Source organism: Pseudomonas sp. JH-2 (assembly GCF_036231725.1).
Taxonomy (GTDB): domain Bacteria; phylum Pseudomonadota; class Gammaproteobacteria; order Pseudomonadales; family Pseudomonadaceae; genus Pseudomonas; species Pseudomonas delhiensis.
The window spans coordinates 1-598 of the sequence record NZ_JAZAQP010000133.1; the positions used below are offsets into that span (position 1 = coordinate 1).

Annotated in this window: 1 protein-coding gene; it reads right to left on the reverse strand. The window is 68.9% G+C overall.

Features of this window, described 5'->3' with window-relative positions:
* Positions 1 to 99: 99 nt before the first annotated feature.
* The coding region (gene coq7, locus VV867_RS31060) for a 2-polyprenyl-3-methyl-6-methoxy-1,4-benzoquinone monooxygenase (protein WP_328568454.1) at positions 100 to 598 on the reverse strand (499 nt) is incomplete at its 5' end.

The following is a 598-nucleotide window of genomic DNA, read 5'->3' on the forward strand; positions in this document are numbered from 1 at the left end:
AGGCAAGAGCGAGCGAACCGGGCTCCGGCGCGGAATCGTTCGCGAGCAAGCTCGCTCCTGCGAAGGGCGCCCCTCGCGCTCTTGCCTGCCGCCTGCCGCCTAGATGCGATAGGTGGTCTTGGTCATGACCTTGGACAGCAGCGACATGCCGAACTTCACCGGCGCCGGGAAGCGCACGCCGCCGGCGTCGATGGCGCTGTTGGCGTGGTGTTCCTCGTCCACGCGCATCTGCTCGAGGATGGCGCGGCTCTTCTGGTCTTCGGCCGGCAGTTGCTCCAGGTGCTCGTCGAGGTGCTTGCACACCTGGTCCTCGGTGGCCGCGACGAAGCCCAGGCTGATGCGGTCGCTGATCAGCCCCGCCGCCGCGCCGACGCCGAAGGACAGGCCGTAGAACAGCGGGTTGAGCAGGCTCGGGCGGCTGCCCAGTTCGCGGATGCGCTGTTCGCACCAGGCCAGGTGGTCGACTTCCTCGTCGGCGGCTTCCTCCATGGCCTTGCGCACCTGCGGCAACTTGGCTGTCAGCGCCTGGCCCTGGTACAGCGCCTGGGCGCAGACCTCGCCGGTGTGGTTGATGCGCATCAGCCCGGCGATGTGGCGG